16 protein-coding genes and 1 pseudogene are annotated in these 18,413 nt (G+C 55.9%); 14 read left to right on the top strand and 3 right to left on the bottom strand.

The window, feature by feature from the left end:
• Window positions 1-47: 47 nt before the first annotated feature.
• Entirely contained in the window at window positions 48-341 is a 294-nt protein-coding gene (locus I9H09_RS19200; protein ID WP_024670865.1) for a co-chaperone GroES, read from the bottom strand.
• Between the two features lie 254 nt (window positions 342-595).
• Window positions 596-1,090 carry an FxsA family protein gene (locus tag I9H09_RS19205; RefSeq protein WP_024670866.1) on the bottom strand — a complete coding sequence of 165 codons (495 nt, stop codon included), beginning with the start codon at window positions 1,088-1,090 and terminating at the stop codon, window positions 596-598.
• Window positions 1,091-1,422: 332 nt separating this feature from the next.
• On the opposite strand from I9H09_RS19205, the gene I9H09_RS19210 reads away from it, so the two are divergent.
• The gene (locus I9H09_RS19210; RefSeq protein ID WP_024670867.1) at window positions 1,423-2,181 is read left to right on the top strand and encodes an SDR family oxidoreductase; all 759 of its coding nucleotides are present in this window, start codon (window positions 1,423-1,425) and stop codon (window positions 2,179-2,181) included.
• 51 nt (window positions 2,182-2,232) lie between these two features.
• Here the strand turns inward: I9H09_RS19210 and I9H09_RS19215 are convergent, their stop codons facing one another.
• Window positions 2,233-3,240: a DUF481 domain-containing protein gene (locus tag I9H09_RS19215; RefSeq protein WP_005890820.1), complete on the bottom strand. Its 1,008-nt coding sequence runs from the start codon at window positions 3,238-3,240 to the stop codon at window positions 2,233-2,235.
• A gap of 163 nt (window positions 3,241-3,403) precedes the next feature.
• Between I9H09_RS19215 and I9H09_RS19220 the strand changes: the two genes are divergently transcribed.
• From I9H09_RS19220 to I9H09_RS19280, 13 genes and pseudogenes are all read left to right on the top strand, one after another.
• A complete protein-coding gene (locus I9H09_RS19220) occupies window positions 3,404-3,760 on the top strand; it encodes an MGMT family protein (protein ID WP_024691530.1) in 357 nt (118 codons plus the stop codon).
• Window positions 3,761-3,814: 54 nt separating this feature from the next.
• Window positions 3,815-5,365 (top strand): AmpG family muropeptide MFS transporter, encoded by a 1,551-nt coding sequence (locus tag I9H09_RS19225; RefSeq protein WP_005890826.1) that lies wholly within the window; start codon window positions 3,815-3,817, stop codon window positions 5,363-5,365.
• Window positions 5,366-5,467: 102 nt separating this feature from the next.
• Window positions 5,468-5,782 carry a hypothetical protein gene (locus tag I9H09_RS19230; RefSeq protein ID WP_024670868.1) on the top strand — a complete coding sequence of 105 codons (315 nt, stop codon included), beginning with the start codon at window positions 5,468-5,470 and terminating at the stop codon, window positions 5,780-5,782.
• A gap of 326 nt (window positions 5,783-6,108) precedes the next feature.
• Window positions 6,109-8,670, top strand: coding sequence for a type VI secretion system Vgr family protein (locus tag I9H09_RS19235; protein WP_122347786.1), 2,562 nt, complete (start codon window positions 6,109-6,111; stop codon window positions 8,668-8,670).
• Window positions 8,667-10,700, top strand: coding sequence for a T6SS effector phospholipase Tle3 domain-containing protein (locus I9H09_RS19240; protein ID WP_122347787.1), 2,034 nt, complete (start codon window positions 8,667-8,669; stop codon window positions 10,698-10,700). Before I9H09_RS19235 ends, I9H09_RS19240 begins: the two co-directional genes overlap by 4 nt.
• Window positions 10,697-12,382, top strand: coding sequence for a type VI lipase adapter Tla3 domain-containing protein (locus I9H09_RS19245; RefSeq protein WP_283106594.1), 1,686 nt, complete (start codon window positions 10,697-10,699; stop codon window positions 12,380-12,382). Before I9H09_RS19240 ends, I9H09_RS19245 begins: the two co-directional genes overlap by 4 nt.
• 44 nt (window positions 12,383-12,426) lie before the next feature.
• Window positions 12,427-12,648 carry a PAAR domain-containing protein gene (locus I9H09_RS19250; protein WP_236502231.1) on the top strand — a complete coding sequence of 74 codons (222 nt, stop codon included), beginning with the start codon at window positions 12,427-12,429 and terminating at the stop codon, window positions 12,646-12,648.
• Window positions 12,649-12,692: 44 nt separating this feature from the next.
• Window positions 12,693-14,255, top strand: a complete 1,563-nt coding sequence (locus tag I9H09_RS19255; RefSeq protein WP_236502232.1) for a type VI lipase adapter Tla3 domain-containing protein — start codon at window positions 12,693-12,695, stop codon at window positions 14,253-14,255.
• Window positions 14,256-14,280: 25 nt separating this feature from the next.
• Window positions 14,281-14,388: pseudogene (locus I9H09_RS19260) on the top strand (PAAR domain-containing protein); the annotation flags it as partial.
• 44 nt (window positions 14,389-14,432) lie between these two features.
• Window positions 14,433-15,992 (top strand): type VI lipase adapter Tla3 domain-containing protein, encoded by a 1,560-nt coding sequence (locus I9H09_RS19265; protein WP_236502233.1) that lies wholly within the window; start codon window positions 14,433-14,435, stop codon window positions 15,990-15,992.
• A complete protein-coding gene (locus I9H09_RS19270; protein WP_024689623.1) occupies window positions 15,989-16,258 on the top strand; it encodes a PAAR domain-containing protein in 270 nt (89 codons plus the stop codon). The genes I9H09_RS19265 and I9H09_RS19270 overlap by 4 nt, the downstream gene beginning before the upstream one ends.
• Window positions 16,259-16,302: 44 nt before the next feature.
• A complete protein-coding gene (locus I9H09_RS19275; RefSeq protein ID WP_122347642.1) occupies window positions 16,303-17,838 on the top strand; it encodes a type VI lipase adapter Tla3 domain-containing protein in 1,536 nt (511 codons plus the stop codon).
• 36 nt (window positions 17,839-17,874) lie between these two features.
• Window positions 17,875-18,390 carry a hypothetical protein gene (locus I9H09_RS19280; RefSeq protein ID WP_024671753.1) on the top strand — a complete coding sequence of 172 codons (516 nt, stop codon included), beginning with the start codon at window positions 17,875-17,877 and terminating at the stop codon, window positions 18,388-18,390.
• Window positions 18,391-18,413 lie beyond the last annotated feature (23 nt).

An 18,413-nucleotide genomic window follows, 5' to 3' on the forward strand; every position in this document is an offset into this window, starting at 1 on the left:
TCATTATTCCTTGAATACTTGGTATTAACGGAAATCAGCGGAAGCACTCAGCCTTCGACAACAGCAAGAATCTCGTTCTCGCTCATCACCAGCAGGTCTTCGCCGTCGACTTTCACTGTGTTGCTGCCGGAATAAGGGCCGAACACAACCTTGTCACCCACTTTTACAGCTAGAGCACGCACGTCACCGTTGTCCAGCACGCGGCCGGTACCTACAGCAACGATCTCGCCACGGTTAGGCTTTTCAGCAGCCGAACCTGGCAGAACGATACCGCCGGCAGTTTTCGTTTCTTCTTCACTGCGACGGATTACGACGCGGTCATGCAGAGGACGAAGCTTCATTGTCGATCTCCTGATTATGTTTTTTTGAGCGTCCGGCAAATGCACCAGCCGCTACGGATCCGGACTTGCCGGTTACGGTTCGACGCGCGAACCGCAGAATACGGTCTGGCGTTTTGGCCAGAAACCTTGCGGTGACCCATACATAAGGGCGGGCAAGGTGATTACAAGTCTTGGGCAAGAATTTTTTTACGAAACAAGCGCAACCTGAAAACGAGTGCGGCACCCGAAGGTGCCGCGCTGCGGGGCCGTAGCGTTTATTTGTCGCGATGCTCGAACTCGCCCTCGATCACATCAGGATCGCGAGTCGACTGGTGAATAGCACCGGGACGATGATTGGCAGGCCCGTGATTGGCAGGCGTCTGCAAGTCGTCGGCAAAGGCCCGCTGACGCATGGCCTGATCCTCGGCACGCCGGCGAACCTTGTTGATCAGCAGACGGCGAGTGATCGGCAGCAGACAGATCACACCCAGAATGTCGCTGATGAAACCGGGCAACAGCAACAGACCGCCGCCCACGGCAACCATCAGGCCTTCGAGCATTTCCTGAGCGGGCAACTCACCGCGCGCCAGGCTTTCGCGTGCCCGCAACGCCGTCGCGAACCCGGCCACGCGCATCACGAACAACCCCAGCATTGAGGTCGCGACGACCAGCAGGAAGGTCCAGAGAAAGCCGATGGACATCCCGACACGAACCAGCAGAAACAGCTCAAGTACCGGGAACAATAAAAACAGCAGCAAAAAAACACGCATCAAATGAGTTCCTCAAGGGAAGAATGCCTTCCGAGTAGACCGTATGTGATGTCAGAAGATCGTTAATTCAAGCACCGGATGTGTCAGCGAACGCACAATTATGCACACACGCCAGCTGAACCTGGGCTTCACGAACGTGTATCGGTGTGTTTCAAAATCGGGCCGACGCCTTGATAGCGACTGTCGATGCAGCATCAAAAAGGTGTTTGATGTCGAGCCTGAACGGGAAGACGAGCGAGCGAAAACAGCCTATAAAGTCGGTTGGCTATGGCATGAACACCCGCTTACAGCCGGTGACGCCATGGAAATGATCAACTGATTTGGGCACACACATGGAATTGAAAGACAAGCTGATAGTTATCACCGGCGGCGGCCAGGGACTGGGCAGAGCGATGGCCGAATACCTCGCTGGCAAAGGCGCGAATCTGGCTCTGCTGGATTTGAATCAGGAAAAGCTGGACCAGACCGTCGCAGCCTGCGAGACGCTTGGCGTCAAGGCGCGGGCCTACCTGTGCAACGTCGCCGACGAACAACAAGTCGTCGACACGATCAACAAGGTTGCCGACGACCTGGGAACCCTTCATGGCCTGATCAACAACGCGGGCATCCTGCGTGACGGCCTGCTGATCAAAGTCAAGGATGGCGAGATGACCAAACTGAGCCTCGCGCAGTGGCAAGCAGTCATCGACGTCAATCTGACCGGTGTGTTTCTTTGCACGCGCGAAGTGGCGGCCAAGATGATCGAGCAGAAGAGCCAGGGCGCGATCATCAATATTTCGTCGATTTCCCGTGCCGGGAATATCGGACAGACCAACTACTCAGCCGCCAAGGCCGGGGTCGCAGCAGCAACCGTGACATGGGCGCGGGAGCTGTCGCGCTATGGGATTCGAGTGGCAGGCGTGGCACCGGGGTTCATCGAAACCGAGATGACCGGCAGCATGAAGCCGGAAGCCCTGGAAAAAATGACGTCGGCCATCCCGCTGAAACGCATGGGCAAGCCGGACGAGATTGCGCACTCGGTGGCTTACATCCTGGAGAACGATTACTTCAGCGGGCGCATTCTTGAACTGGATGGAGCGATGCGAATCTAGTCGTTACAGACTGGCGTGCGACGCACAGAACGCGCGTCGCATGCCAACCACTTACCAGCTCACGCCGAAGCCGGCGGTGTAACGCGTCTTGTCGACATCGCCATTATCCGAGCCGCTGATGACGTTTTTCTCGGCCTTCACGTTGAGCGAAGCCCAGTCGGTAACCTTGTAGCGCAGGCCTGCTTCGAAATCCAGGGAGTAATCGGCCACCGCGCTCAACGGCTTGCCCAATTCCCCGTTGGAGAAGAATTCGACCTTCTTGCCGATCAGGTAGCGGTTGTAATCCCAAGTGCCTGCAACGGAGTAGAAGTTTTCCTTCTGGCCATTGGAGAATTCGAAGTCGGTACGGTTGAGCAATGCCCCGACCTTGAACGCGCCCAGCTCGTCATCCCACAGCTGATAGCCGGGACCTGTACCCACGACGCGCTGACGAGACAAGTCTTCGACCTTGTCGCGCTTGTAGCTGATGCGGCCATCCCAGAAAAATTTCTCGGTCAGGAAGCGGTCCAGCGAGTATTCGGCGCTCCAGTTGTCAGTGCCGACAACCTCGTCGGTGGTCTCACGGTTGTAATCGCCCTTGGCGTTGTGGCGCCAGTCGCCGTGACGAGCCGAGGTCTTGAAGGCAACGTTGTAATCATCGGTATCGTTTTCGGCCTGCTGGAAGTCCAGTGCGGCGTCGATATTGCCTTTCCAGACCAGATCGGTAATGACCGGCTTGGGCTTGATAATCTGATGAATGCTTGCCAGATCGACGGTCTTGGGCGCATCGCCATTGGCCAGCACGACCTTGCCGTCATCGGCAGCCTGCAGCGAGTTGGAAACTTCGCCGGTGTGTTCATCCTGCTTGACCAGCAACGGCTGATCGCTCTTCAGGGTTTTGACCTGCTTCCAGTCCAGCGCAATGGCGCCGCCGTATTCAGTCTGCAGCAGCAACTTGCCGCCATCGAACACTTTGATTGTGCCGGTCAGCCGGTCGCCGTTCTTCAACCAGACGGTGTCAGCAAGCAATGGGGCGGAAGCAGTAGTAATTGCGAGGCACAGCAGGGTTCTGGACAACATAAGCGGTAACTAGGCTCTGTTTGGCGGGAATCGGGCATTATCCTGCAGGACAACGACAAGGCGGTCATGGAGGACCAAGGCACAGGTTTCACAGACAGCTCAGGTTCATCAAAGTTCCAGAGAATGACTATCAGTACCGTAATGTTTTATACAGGAAAACCAAGTGACAGACCCGGATTTGACGCTTTCTTACCCCGACGAACAGTCGCCTGCCGAGGCACGACGCGTGGCGCTTTACATGACCCTGGCTCAAGTGCCGGAGGGCAAAGTCGTCGCCTACGGTCAACTGGCCGAAATGGCCGGGCTGGGCAGAGCTGCGCGCTGGGTGGGACGTACATTGAGTCAACTGCCGCCGGATTCTTCGCTGCCTTGGCACAGGGTATTGGGCGCTGGCGGCCGGCTCAGCCTCCCGGAGGGCAGCGCTTCGGGCGACGAACAACGGGCGCGTTTGCGCGCCGAGGGCGTCAGCATTCTAAACAATCGGATTGATATGCAGCGCCATGGCTGGCGTCCCCTATAGCACAGCGGTTAGAGTGCGCCCTTTGTTTTCGTAACCTGAGGCAGATTCCAGCCCATGCCCCGTAAAACCTGGCGCGCCGCGCTCGCCGCATATGCCAGCCCGTCGACATTAGTACTGCTGCTGCTCGGATTCGCTGCGGGCATGCCTTACATGCTGGTCTTTTCGACCTTATCCGTGTGGTTGCGCGAAGCCGGTGTCGCGCGCGAGACCATCGGCTACGCGAGCCTGATCGGTCTTGCCTACGCATTCAAATGGGTATGGTCGCCGCTGCTCGACCAATGGCGACTGCCTTTGCTCGGCAAGCTGGGGCGTCGCCGCTCCTGGCTGGTGCTTTCACAAAGCCTGGTAATTCTCGGCCTGATCGGCATGGGTTTCTGCGATCCGCAGAAACACCTGTCATGGCTGATCGCAATTGCCGTGGTGGTGGCCTTTGCGTCCGCGACGCAGGATATCGCCATCGACGCCTATCGCCTCGAAATCGCCCATGACACCCAGCAGGCTGCCCTCGCCGCCAGCTATATGTCCGGCTACCGGGTTGCGGCGCTACTGGCGACCGCTGGCGCATTGTTATTTGCGGAGGGCTTCGGCTCGACCGGTTTTGCCTACAAGCATTCGGCATGGACCGGCACGTATGTGTTGTTTGGCCTGCTGATGCTGCCAGCGCTGATTACCACACTGATCATGCGCGAGCCGCCGGTGCCGTTGCGCACGCAACTGTCGGCGGCACGCTATGGCTTCACCCACCAGCTGGCTTCGGTGTTCGTGCTGATCGTGCTGCTGGTTTCAGTGCCGGCCATGTTCACCCAGCTTTACAACACAGACTTCGCCAGCGTGCTGTTCGACGGCACCAGCTGGATGGACTTGCTGCTGGAGGACCGGGCATTCCTGCGCGCCATTCTCTACACGCTTCTGACGTTCGCCTGCCTGTCCTCGATGGGCCGTCGCGGGTTGGCACCGGTCCTTACGCCCATCAACGATTTCATCATGCGCTACCGCTGGCAGGCACTGCTGTTGCTGGGGCTGATCGCGACCTATCGGATGTCCGACACCGTGATGGGTGTGATGGCCAACGTGTTCTATATCGATCAGGGCTTCACCAAGGACCAGATCGCCAGCGTCAGCAAGGTATTCGGCCTGATCATGACCCTGCTGGGCGCTGGCGCTGGCGGTCTGTTGATCGTAAGGTTCGGCATCATGCCGATTCTGTTCATCGGTGGGTTCGCGTCGGCGTCGACCAACATCCTGTTTCTGCTGCTGGCGGACATGGGGCCCAACGTGAAAATGCTCATTCTGACCATCTCACTGGATAACCTGAGCTCCGGGCTCGCGACCTCTGCCTTCGTCGCGTACCTGTCGAGCCTCACCAACCTGAAATTCTCCGCCACCCAGTACGCATTGCTCAGCTCCATCATGCTGCTGTTGCCGCGACTACTGGGTGGCTATTCGGGCGTGGTGGTGGAGAAATTCGGCTACCACAACTTCTTCCTGATCACTGCCCTGCTGGGTATTCCGACGCTGGTGATGATTATCCTGCAGTGGAACCGAGAGATACGCACGGCGAAAACCGAGGCGCCGAACGAGGCTACGGGTATCGAAAAGCCCTGATTGCTGGCTAGGCTCTGTACGAAAGTGGCTGCGCTTGATGCTGCTGCGTTAAAACAGGCTCGGATGCGAGTCCAATCGGAATGCTCATTACAAGGAACCAACGTGAACACCGAAAACAAACGAAGCCCCGTTCCACTGATCCTTATAAGCCTGGGTATCTGGTTACCGATTATTTACGCGGCGCTGACGTTCTATGTATCGCAAGGTGCCTCGGACCAGACCGGAGCCGCATTTGGCGGCATGACCGTCATCCTGGCTCAGGTGGAAATCTTCGCCGTCATCTTCCTGCTGGTTTATGCGTTCGCCATCAAACCGTGGAGGCTGTCGAAAAAAGTACGTACTGCATTCTTCATCAACGTACTGGGCGCCGCCTTCGCGGCGATCACTATTATTATTACGCTGGCGAGAATGCACTGAGAAAACAAACCGCCCCGACTCGCACGAGTCGGGGCTTTTTTACGCCACTCAGCCAGCCTTCTGATAAACATTCGACTGCTTTTGCCTGAGGCCTTATAACGCTGCTGTTTATTTGTAAGAAAGAAACTACAGGTCCCTGTGAAACAGCCGACAACCTTGTTCGGCACCCTGCACTACTTTTTGTTTCTCGCTACCCGTACCTTGTTTCGGCAATGCACCTGTGTGATTTGAAGGTGTGAGCACAGACAGAAGCGTATAGACTGCTGCCCCTCTTTGTATCAGCGCTCTTAATAGAAAAAGACGCCAGCTTTAATACCGGAGCGACAATGTTAAAGGACCTAACAGCGCTATTTGCGCCACAGAACCGTCGCCTGATCAAATTGACAACCGTCGCCCGTAACGAACAGGAACTCCTGCTCGAAAAGTTTACCGGCACCGAAGGCCTTTCCGAACTGTTCAGCTTTGAGTTGTCGATGATCAGCCGCGATGCAGGCCTGCAGCTCAAGTCGCAGATCGGCCAGCCGGCTCAACTGGCGATAGAGCTGGCAACGGGCGAGGCGCGCTACATCAACGGCTATATCAGCACGTTCAGCCTGCAGGGCAGCGACGGCGGTCTGGCACGCTACAGCGCCACACTGAGCCCCTGGCTGTGGATGCTCTCCCGGCGCATAGACTCACGGATCTTCCAGGAACAAACCATCGAAGAAGTCATCCGCACGGTATTTGCTGCCTACGGCGCCTTGCCCGACTTCGAGTTCCAGCTCAGCCAGCCACTCAAACCGCACAGTTACATCACGCAGTACCGCGAAAGCGATCTGACCTTTGTCTTGAGGCTGCTGGAACATGAAGGATTATTTTTCTATTTCGAGCACAGCGAAGAAAAGCACACCCTGATCATTCTTGATCACTCGCGGGACCTTTCACCACTGGCCCAACAGCCACGCATCCGTTACCACAGCGCATCCATTACCGAGACAGCGGACTCGATTACAGAATGGCGTAGCCATCGCAGCCTGCAACCCGGGCGCCTGTCCATCCAGACATTCGATTACAAGCAACCGCGCAACCAGTTGCCGGTGAGCATGCCGAGCCTTAATGAACAGGGCAATGTCGACTCATACGAAGTCTATGACTTCCTCGATCATTACAGTCACGGCACGTTCGACGATGGTGAACGTCTGGTACGTCAGCGTCTCGAAGCCATCGAAGTACAGGGCAAGACCTTCACCGGCATCAGCAACTGCCGCGCCATGTATCCCGGGCATACGTTTGAACTGACCCAGCATTTCGATCACGACCAGGGCTCTGCGGAAGATCGCAGTTTTCTGCTGTTATCAGTCACACACAACGGGCGTAATAATTACCTGTCCGATGAAAAGGCGGGTTACGCAAACGAGTTCGTGTGCATTCGCCAGAAGATTCCTTATCGTCATCCAATCACCATCCCCCGTCCAACCGTTCCCGGCCCGCTCAGCGCCATCGTGGTCGGGCCGCAAGGCGAAGAAGTGTTCACCGATGAACTGGCACGCATTCAGGTCAGGTTCCACTGGCAGCGCGGCGACAGCCTCCCTCAGGGCACCACGTGGCTGCGGGTCGCCATGCCCAGCGCGGGCAGCGGCTTTGGTCATCAGTTCATGCCGCGTATCGGTCAGGAAGTGTTGGTGACCTTTCTGGCAGGCGACATAGACCGGCCTCTGGTCACCTCGGTGCTGTACAACAACAATAACCTGCCGCCGCGCTTCAGCAAGGCATCGGGTTTGCCAGGCAATCGCACGCTGTCGGGGATCCGCACTCAGGAACACAAGGGCAGCGGTTTCAACGAATTGCTCTTCGATGACACACCCGGTTCGCTGCGCGCACGCATGGGCACCACCCATCAGGCCACGGCGCTCAACCTGGGTAAGCTGACCGAGCCACGCACCGACGGCACCGCTCAGCCACGTGGCAACGGTGCAGAGCTGCGTACCGATGCAGCCATTGCGCTACGTGCTGCGCAAGGCATGTTGCTGACCACCTATGCACGCACCGACGCAAAAGGCTCGCAACTGGATCGCGAGGAACTGCTCAAACTGCTGGCCGAATGCGGAGAGCTGTTCAAATCCCTCGGCGAAACCGCTGCTGCTCGCGGTGGGCAGGCGGTAGATGTAAAAGGCATCGAAGCCTTGCGTCAATCGCTGGATCAATGGCCCGCGCCAGACAACAGCGGCTTGGGCGACCCGGTTCTGGCCATGACCGCAGCAGCCGGCATCGCCAGCGCCACACCGCGCTCGCAGGTTCACTACGCCGGTCAAAACCACGACACCACCGCGCAGGACAACCTGCAATTGACCAGCGGCGCAGCCATGCACCTGCAAGCGGGCAAAGGGCTGTCGGCCTTCGCCCAGGACGCAGGCATCAGCGCCATCGCCAACCGCGGCAAGGTGCTGGTGCAGGCCCAGGAAGACGACATCGCGCTCAACGCCCAGAAAAACCTGCACGTCTCGGCCGTCGAGGGCGAAGTGGTTATCACCGCTCCGACCATTCGCCTGGTCGCCGATGATGGCAGTTACATCAAGATAGGCGGCGGCGTCGAGATCGGCTCGCAAGGCAAAGTCACCGTGCACGCCAGCGAACACAACTGGATCGGCCCAAAAACCGATAGCGCGTCGATCCCCTCGTTCGGCCGCGACCCCGCCGCCCAGCAGGTCACCTTCCACTACCCTGGCCACAGCGAAGCAAGCCCGCGGGCAGCGGCGGACCATTCTTATGAAATCAAACTGGAAGATGGCAGCCTGGTGAAAGGAATGACGAACGCAGACGGACTGACCGAGCGCGTGGAGCGCGAAATGATGCATCAGGCGCAAGTATCGGCATTACGCAGCGGCGCACCCAAAGGAGGTGCGCAATGAACGGCGCCGATGAATACGCCGTTGCCCAAGGCAACACCCGGCTGATCCCCAACCTCAACACCACCTGCAAAATGGAAGTACCCGCCGACCTGCCCGGCGTGGTGATCTTTCTGCATGGTGTGAATGATCCGGGGGCTTCTTATGAGTCGGTGGAGAAGGGGTTGTGTCAGGGGGTTAATGAGCGGCTTGATCGGCCGGATTTGGTGGCGGGGCGGTATGGGGCTGAGTACGCAAAGGTAAAGAAGCTTCCGGCAGAAGATGTGCAAGACGATCAGATGGATATCCTGGACGACCCCGACACCTATCTTTATCAACGCGACACCAAGGATCCCAAAACCCGTAGCCTGATGATTCCCTTCTACTGGGGCTATCGTGCCGAGCCTGGAGAGGTGAAACGGGATAAAAACGACGACCCCACCAAGCTACGCGACCAGTATCAGGACGTGCGCGGCAATCGTCTGGACAGGCACTTTGGCAAAGGTGGTGGTTTTTTTGCCAACGCCACCAACAACCTGTTGCAGATGTACGATAAGGGTTTGGATAAAAACCTGATTCACAAGGCGGTGCAGGCAAGGCTACCCAATACGCTGTACATGGGCGAAGGCCCGCATCGCCGCTATTTCGTTCTGGCGGCTACCCGGCTGGCTATGCTGGTACGCGAGATACGCCGTGTATCCCCGGACGAAACCATCACCATCATGGGCCACAGCCAAGGCACCTTGATCACGTTGCTGGCGCAAGCCTTGCTGGTGGATGAAGGGCAGCGATGCGCGGACACGCTGATCATGGTGGACTCGCCTTACAGCCTGTTTCCCAATGTCACGCCCAAAGGCCACGACACGCTGTCCACGCTGACGCGGATTGTCACTGAAGTCACTCAGGCCCCTCACACCCAGCCGCCGCTGTCGGACCTGCGTAACCCTGCAACCTATTGTGGACGAAGCGGCCCGCAATGGAGCCCGGCGCAGGGTATCCGCAAGGACAAGATCGGGAATCTGGCGATCTTTCCGGAGCGCGATAATCGCGGCAAGGTGTACTTGTATTTCTGCCCAGACGACACCACCGTTGCTTTGGATGACGTCAAGGGCATCGGCACGTATGGCGTTTGGGATACGCTGGGCAAGAAGAGCGGCCGGCAACCCATGAATGAATTGCAGCCATTGCGCTTCTACCAGCGCATGTGGACCAAACGCCATCGCGATGGTGCGCCAGTACTCGTCGGAAAGCCGGCAGGTCATGAGCTGCTGCGTGCGGACAATGAGCCACGCTACCCTGGAGGCTGGACAGTGGCAGGTGTCATCTCGCAAGCCCCGGTAGAGATGGGCCAGTTGTGCCTGATAAATGCCGAACCCTTGAGCCCTCCACATGAGCCACAGATGTTTGGTGGTGAGTTTGAATCAGGCACTGCCACAAAGGCAGGCTTAGACAAGCCCGATGATGTGAGCATCAACGCCGCACTGGGCAACCCTAGCGCCAAGTTCAACTGGATTAGTATCAGGACCTATTCAGGCCGGATAAATCTGGAGCAAGAGCGTGACCGCTGGAATAAAGGCAAAGCGTCCGGTGATCAAACCAGCGCCATGCAAAGTCGGCGACTGACCGGAGAAGGCGCCCCCAAACCCTCGGACAGGTACGCTCTGGAGCGAGAGGAGACCCCCAGTGAAATTCGTGCAAGGCTGGCCGAGACTCCAGAGTTGGACCCGAACAGCTATCACTCGGCGGTGTTGCGCAGCCCGGAAAATCAGCGCTGGGTCACGGCAATGGATATTGCGATTGGGCAGGCAAAATGCCTGGACGATCCGGTTATGCGTGATGTGCTGGTGGCGATTGCGGATTGGAGGATGGATAAAAAGATTTTTGGAGACGTCCAGAAGCTGCTTGGCTGGACACAACTTAGCTCTGAAGCGCAGGCGTTGGTAAGAGCTACTTATCTTTACTATCAAGAAGGCGAGTTTCCCTCTAGAGAATTAGTACCGCTTACACCTCCAGTTTTGATTACGGATCCCTTGAAAAAAGGAGGTTCACGGTGAAGCGTCTTAAGCCAAAGACTTTGCTTCGACCAGCACTGAAGCCTTATATCTGGATAACTTTGATATCTCTGATTCTCTGGCTCGGATTCGTTTTTCTTATATATTTAAAAGCACAGGAAAACAATATGGAACTTCGAGACATAAATCCGGTGACCCGTTGGGGAATCGCAATTATTGTAGGAACCGTCTTCCTAACCTACAGCGGTCACTGGTGGGGTAAAGCTGTTGCTCATGAGAAGGCCGAACTGAAGGCATATAAATCAAACGTAGCAGAACAGATCTCAACTCAGCAGTCCACCCTAAAACGGACATACGCCTTGGAAATGCGCGGAATCGGACTGGCAGTGGGGGGCTGGCATCAATCATCTGTGTGGCGAAAAATAAAAGAGAAGAAAAACAATTTCTCTTCGATCTACTCGCAGAATCCGAGAGACTACACAGACTCCCTGCTTTCCAGAGAGAATACTCAGAGAGCCAATATACGCGCTGCCTTTAAGCATTCAGCCGGAGAATCGGTCGCATACTGGCCCATCCCGACGTTCGCAATTGCTCCCCCAAAGCAACCCTCAGACACGGGTGCATCTGACAGCATACTGAGCGGTCGCAATGCAGCAACTTTAGGGGTCACTCTCTTCTTATGGCAGGACGCCGATAACACCACTCATCTCCAAAGTATGATTGAACGTCTTTTTCTTTTCTTTGACGAAAATCAGAAGGTGCCTCAGGCATTGATCGTTAGTGAAGATGGCGACATAACCCGTAACGGGTTACGCGTTGCGGGTACTCCAGGACTGCAAAATGCTCAGGTTGTACCCACGGTGTTCGAAAGTATGACCGGATTGTTGGTCACTCGGTCGGATAGAGTGGATAGGTATGTTCGTCCTTATGCGATCCAAGAATCGGAAGACAACCAAAACAAGAGCACTGACCTAGGCAAACTTTGGGCTTTCTACTGGGAGCATTCACGCAAATTCAGAAAAGTCTATGAGGACTCCGAGAAAGCCAAAGGCATTGAGGATTCCCTTTCACCCGGCACCATGTCCTCCGCCTACTGGCAATCCCAGCTCCCCACGCTCTGGAAAACCATCAGCAACCGTGGCCCCGGCAACTTCGAGCCCTCCCCTTGGCTACCCATCCGCTGGGGTCAGCATCAGGTCAAGGAGTTCGACGCTGCGCCGGTGCTTGGCTATCTGCATCGTCCGATCAAGGCCTCCATGCAGGATGAAAACAGCAAGCGTCTGAAGCCGGCCTTGCAAGCCAAAGCGCTGCAAGCCGCCTGGACACAGGCGCTGGACACTCTGCCAGAAGGGCAAAAACCTGTGCGGGTGTTCTACGACAGCACCAACAACCCGGAAGCCGAAATCGCCCTGAACAACGCACTGCACGACCTGAACAAAGACGGCCACGGTCTTGAACTGGGCAATGTCGAAGAGGGTTACGACATTGGTCGCCGTCTGGGTAATACCGGGGTCAGCGGTGCGCTGGTCGAGATCAATCTGGCGACCATCGCCAGCTACAAGGAAGGCGGCGTCAGTGCTGTGGTCTACGCAGGCACCGACGGCAGCCTGACCGTACAAATGGTCCGCCCGCCCGATGAAGCACGCAAGGCAAAGAACAGCCAGAACCGTGGCGCAGACCCATTCACCTTCGGCTCGCCAACCGGCGGGGCACCTGCAGAGTGAGTTATCCGGTCTGCCTGGGCGACTCCACCAGCAGCGGTGGCTAGGTGGTGTCCTGCCAATTGACGGGCACTCACACCCTCAATGGCAAGCCACCGGCAGTGCTGGGCGACAAGGCCACCTGCCCGCTTCATTCCGGTGAGTTCGCTTTTATCGAAGGCCACCCCACCCGAAAGCTCAACGGCATCCCGGTGGTGCTGCACAGCCATCGACTGGCGTGCGGCTGTCAGGGTGTCGTCAGCCATGCCATGAATGTGCGAGTGGTCTAGGAATTTGGTGATCAGGTCTTGCAGCGGAAGCACAGGAAAACGATATGGAATTTCGTGAGATACATTCGGTAGCACGCTGGGGCATTGCAGGGATTTTAGGTGCGGTTCTGCTGAGTTACAGCGGACACTGGTGGGGCAAGGCCGTTGCTGATGAAAAACACGAACTGGTAGCCTACAAGTCCAAAGTGGAAGAACAAGTATCAGAACAGCAGGCAACTCAAAAGCGAAACTATTCTCTGGAAATTAGGGGAGTAGGCATAGCTGTCAATGACTGGCATCAATCGTCTGTCTGGCGAGAAATTGTAAAGAAAAACAACAATCTCTCATCGATATTTCCGTCGGACTCTAAAGCCTACAACCCATCCTTGAGCTCGCGAGAAACTACAGCGGATATTAATACTCGGGTGGCCTTTCAGCATGCAGCAAGCCCATCAGTAGCTTACTGGCCAATTCCCGTCTTTGCGCTCGGGCCTCCAAACCCTTACAACAAGCCCTACCGCGCTGCAAGTATTATCAACTCAGGCCGCAATGCAGCGACGCTAGGCGTGACACAGTTCCTCTGGCAAGAAGACGAAAATACCAACTACGCACAAGGTATGATTGAGCGGCTGTTTGGTTTTTTTGAAGATAATCCGGAAGTCCCCGAGGCACTTATCGCAAGCGAAGACGGGGACGTAACGCGGAACCTATATCGCGAACATGGCACTCCAGGCTTGCAAAAAAATACTCAAGTAGTACCAACAGTATTTGAAAGCATGACAGGCCTGCTGATTACTCGCTCGGACCGGGTGGAACGCTACATTCGTCCTTATGCGAATAACGACGCAGAAGACAACCAGAACAAAGATACCGATCTAGGCAAGCTTTGGGCTTTCTACTGGGAGCAACCGCGTAAATTCAGAAAAGTCTATCAGGACGCGCAGAAGACCAAAGGGATTAAAGATCCATTAGGCCCAGGCACCATGTCCACCGCCTACTGGCAATCCCAACTTCCCACGCTCTGGAAAACCATCAGGAACCGTGGCCCTGGCAACTTCGAGCCCTCCCCTTGGCTGCCGATCCGCTGGAATCAGCATCAGGTCAAGGAGTTCGATGCTGCGCCGGTGCTTGGCTATCTGCATCGTCCGATCAAGGCCTCCATGCAGGATGAAAACGGCAAGCGTCTGAAGCCAGCCCTGCAAGCCAAAGCCTTGCAAGCGGCTTGGGTTCAGGCGCTGGAAACTCTGCCCGACGGTCAGAAACCTGTGCGGGTGTTCTACGACAGCACCAACAACCCTGAAGCCGAAATCGCCCTGAACAACGCCCTGCACGACCTGAACAAGGACGGCCACGGTCTCGAACTGGGCAATGTCGAAGAGGGTTACGACATCGGTCGTCGTCTGGGGAATACCGGGGTCAGCGGTGCGCTGGTCGAGATCAATCTGGCGACCATCGCCAGCTACAAGGACGGCGGCGTCAGTGCTGTGGTCTACGCAGGCACCGACGGCAGCCTGACCGTACAAATGGTCCGCCCGCCCGATGAAGCACGCAAGGCGAAAAACAGCCAGAACCGTGGGGCAGACCCGTTCACCTTCGGCTCGCCAACCGGCGGGGCACCTGCAGAGTGAGCTATCCCGTCTGTCTGGGCGACACCACCCCACCCGAAAGCTGAACGGCATCCTGGTGGTGCTGCACAGCCATCGACTGGCGTGCGGCTGTCAGGGTGTGGCCAGCCATGCCATGAATGTGCGAGTGGTCTAGGAATTTTGTGATCAGGTCATGCAACGGAAGCACAGGAAAACGATATGGAATTTCGTGAGATACATTCGGTAGCACGCTGGGGCATTGCAGGGATTTTAGGTGCGGTTCTGCTGAGTTACAGCGGACACTGGTGGGGCAAGGCCGTTGCTGATGAAAAACACGAACTGGTAGCCTACAAGTCCAAAGTGGAAGAACAAGTATCAGAACAGCAGGCAACTCAAAAGCGAAACTATTCTCTGGAAATTAGGGGAGTAGGCATAGCTGTCAATGACTGGCATCAATCGTCTGTCTGGCGAGAAGTAGTCGCTAAGAATAACAACCTTGTATCCATATACCCATCATCCCCCAAGGAATACGATTCAGGCCTGAGTTCGCGTGAGCTCACTAGAGGCATAAACACACGCGTGGCGTTCCAGCACTCAGCTGGAGAATCTGTCGCGTATTGGCCTATCCCAACATTTGCTATTGCGCCTCCCAAACAGCCTTCAGACACTGGGGCTGCAGAGAACATAATGAGTGGTCGAAATGCTGCGACTTTGGGTGTCACGCTCGTTTTGTGGCAAGAAGCTGAAAACACCACACATGCTCAAAAAATGCTTGAACGTTTATTCCTTTTTTTTGACGACAACCCTCAAGTGCCTGAAGCGCTAATCGTAAGTGAAGATGGCGATGTCACGCGAAACAGTTTGCGCGTTGCCGGCACTCCAGGTCTGCAAAAAAATGCTCAGGTAGTACCCACTATATTCGAGAGCATGACAGGACTCTTGGTCACCCGTTCCGACAGGGTAGACCGTTATATTCGCCCTTATGCAACCAGCGAAACAGAAAGCAATCAGAACAAAAATACAGATATGGGCAAGCTTTGGGCTTTTTACTGGAATCGTGACGACGCATTCACGGAACAGTATGAAAACGAACAAAGCGCCAAAGGCGTTGTAATTCCCAAATCCCCCGGCACCATGTCCACCGCCTACTGGCAATCCCAACTTCCCACGCTGTGGAAAACCATCAGCAACCGTGGCCCTGGCAACTTCGAGCCTTCCCCTTGGCTACCCATCCGCTGGGGTCAGCATCAGGTCAAGGAGTTCGACGCTGCGCCGGTGCTTGGCTATCTGCATCGTCCGATCAAGGCCTCCATGCAGGATGAAAACGGCAAACGCCTGAAGCCTGCCTTGCAAACCAAAGCGCTGCAAGCCGCCTGGACACAGGCGCTGGACACTCTGCCAGAAGGGCAAAAACCTGTGCGGGTGTTCTACGACAGCACCAACAACCCGGAAGCCGAAATTGCCCTCAATAATGCCCTGCACGACCTGAACAAGGACGGCCACGGTCTTGAGCTCGGCAATGTCGAAGAAGGTTACGACATTGGTCGCCGTCTGGGTAATACCGGGGTCAGCGGTGCGCTGGTAGAGATCAACCTGGCAACCATCGCCAGCTACAAGGAAGGCGGCGTCAGTGCGGTGGTCTACGCAGGCACCGATGGCAGCCTGACCGTACAAATGGTCCGCCCGCCCGATGAAGCACGCAAGGCCAAGAACAGCCAGAACCGTGGTGCCGACCCGTTCACCTTCGGCTCGCCAACCGGCGGGGCACCTGCAGAGTGAGTTATCCGGTCTGCCTGGGCGACGCCACCAGCAGCGGTGGCCAGGTGGTGTCCTGCCAATTGGCAGGCACCCACGCTATCAACGGCAAGCCACCGGCAGTGCTGGGCGACAAAGCCACCTGCCCGCTTCACTCCGGTGAATTTGCCTTTATCGAAGGCCATCCCACACGAAAGCTGAACGGCATACCGGTGGTGCTGCACGGCCATCGGCTGGCGTGCGGCTGTCAGGGTGTGGCAAGCCATGCCATGAATGTGCGAGTGGTTTAGGAATTTTGTGATCAGGTCATGCAACGGAAGCACAGGAAAATCATATGGAATTTCGTGAGATGAACTTGATGACGCGCTGGGGTATTGCAGCAATTTGGGGTATCACACTTTTGGCCTACAGCGGTCATTGGTGGGGCAAGGCTGTTGCTAATGAAAAAGCTGAACTGGTCGCTTATAAATCTAAAGTGACAGCCCAAGCCTCCGAACAGCAGGCTTCGCAAAAGCGGACCTATGCATTGGAAATGCGGGGAGTCGGACTGGCAGTGGGGGGCTGGCATCAATCATCTGTATGGCGAAAAATCAAAGAAAAGAAAAATAATTTCATCTCAATATATTCACAAAATCCTGAAGATTATACAGATTCATTGCTATCTCGAGAAAATACTCGAAGCGTTAATACCCGTGCTGCCTTCCAGCACTCAGCTGGAGAATCTGTCGCGTATTGGCCTGTCCCAACATTTGCGATTGCGCCTCCTAAACAACCCACAGACACGGGGGCAGCAGACAATATAGTCAGTGGCCGAAATGCTGCGACTTTAGGTGTCTCGCTTTTTTTGTGGCAAGACTCCGAGAATACACTCCACGCTCAAAGCATGATTGAACGTTTTTTTCAGTTTTTTGATAAAAATCCGCAGGTGCCTCAAGCCTTGATAATAAGCAGAGACGGTGATGTGACGCGTAACGGCTTGCGTGTTGCTGGTACTCCCGGACTGCAAAATGCTCAGGTCGTACCTACAGTGCTTGAGAGCATGACCGGGCTACTGGTCAGTCGCTCGGACCGGGTGGATCGCTATATACGCCCTTATGCCCTTAATGAAACTGAGGATAATCAGAACAAGAATACCGATCTACGCAAGCTTTGGGCTTTTTATTGGAATCATGACGACGCATTCATGGAGCAATATAAAAGTGAACAAAGAGCTAAGGGGATTTTAATTCCCAAATCCCCAGGCACCATGTCCACCGCCTACTGGCAATCCCAACTCCCCACGCTCTGGAAAACCATCAGCAACCGTGGCCCTGGCAACTTCGAGCCCTCCCCTTGGCTGCCGATCCGCTGGAATCAGCATCAGGTCAAGGAGTTCGATGCTGCGCCGGTGCTTGGCTATCTGCATCGCCCGATCAAGGCCTCCATGCAGGATGAGAACGGCAAACGTCTGAAGCCAGCCCTGCAAGCCAAAGCACTGCAAGCCGCTTGGGTGCAGGCGCTGGACACTCTGCCAGAAGGGCAGAAACCTGTGCGGGTGTTCTACGACAGTACCAGCAACCCGGAAGCCGAAATTGCCCTCAATAATGCCCTGCACGACCTGAACAAGGACGGCCACGGTCTTGAACTGGGCAATGTCGAAGAGGGTTACGACATTGGTCGCCATCTGGGTAATACCGGGGTCAGCGGTGCGCTGGTAGAGATCAACCTGGCAACCATCGCCAGCTACAAGGACGGCGGCGTCAGTGCTGTGGTCTACGCAGGCACCGATGGCAGCCTGACCGTACAAATGGTCCGCCCGCCCGATGAAGCACGCAAGGCCAAGAACAGCCAGAACCGTGGCGCAGACCCGTTCACCTTCGGCTCACCTTAGATATCACCGCACTCTCAATCGGAACAAGGAAGAAATATGTACACGCGCTTTTGTAAGGCCGTTGTAGGTATGCATTTAGTCGCAGGGATTGTTCTGTTAGCGGGCTGTACGCAAGAGTCAGTATCCCCGTGTGACGAGCTGATTGGTGACTACGCTACAAAGCCTAAGAGTCAGCCGAAGATCCGTATCGAGAAAAGCGACGAGAAATTCTTGCTCACGAATAGCGAATCCGGCGCACAGGTCAGCGAAGCACTCACGCCGTTACCCACTGCCGAAATAGTGGAAATATTTGAAGGCAGGATAGTCCCGCCTCGCTGTATTCTCACCGCTGATGGCATCAAGATAATGAAGCTCCCCGCAGGCAGCGGCATTAATCCCACAGAGGACCCCGATCGGAAACTTTCGCATTATCCAGAGCCTACTCCCTTCCTAATGGGCATATCTGCGGGAGTCGCGGCTGTATTGGGTCTTTACCCTGTACCTCATCAAGAAAAACTCAAGGATATCGACGAGGACGATGAGGAAGACGACGGTTACATTTACAGTAAATAGCGCACAGCTCGTGCCGGTATGCC

The sequence above is a fragment of the Pseudomonas tremae genome, from assembly GCF_023278125.1.
GTDB lineage: Bacteria > Pseudomonadota > Gammaproteobacteria > Pseudomonadales > Pseudomonadaceae > Aquipseudomonas > Aquipseudomonas tremae.